Origin of the sequence: Pantoea sp. BAV 3049 (assembly GCF_009765445.1) — a bacterium.
In the GTDB taxonomy this organism is placed as follows: Bacteria; Pseudomonadota; Gammaproteobacteria; order Enterobacterales; family Enterobacteriaceae; genus Erwinia.
The window spans coordinates 1-272 of record NZ_WHOY01000029.1 but is presented as its reverse complement, the minus strand read 5'-3'; the positions used below and the strand labels follow the sequence as shown (position 1 = coordinate 272).

At 44.5% G+C, this 272-nt stretch carries 1 tRNA gene; it reads left to right on the top strand.

What is annotated here, in order from left to right:
• Positions 1-79 precede the first annotated feature (79 nt).
• Positions 80-155: transfer RNA gene (locus GSQ70_RS00700), tRNA-Glu, on the top strand.
• The last annotated feature ends 117 nt before the right edge of the window (positions 156-272 follow it).

Genomic DNA, 272 nt, shown 5'->3' with positions numbered 1-272 from the left:
CTGAAGATACCTTCCTTCGCAGTGTCCACAACAGATTGTCTGATAGAAAAGTAACGAGCAATGCGTCATGCATTTTTGTGTCCCCATCGTCTAGAGGCCCAGGACACTGCCCTTTCACGGCTGTAACAGGGGTTCGAATCCCCTTGGGGACGCCATACCTGATAATGAGTGAAAGACATTATCAACCAGTATCTCAAAACTGATTTTACCGAAAGGTGAGTCACGTTTGAGATATTTGCTCTTTAACAATCCGGAACAAGCTGAAAATTGAA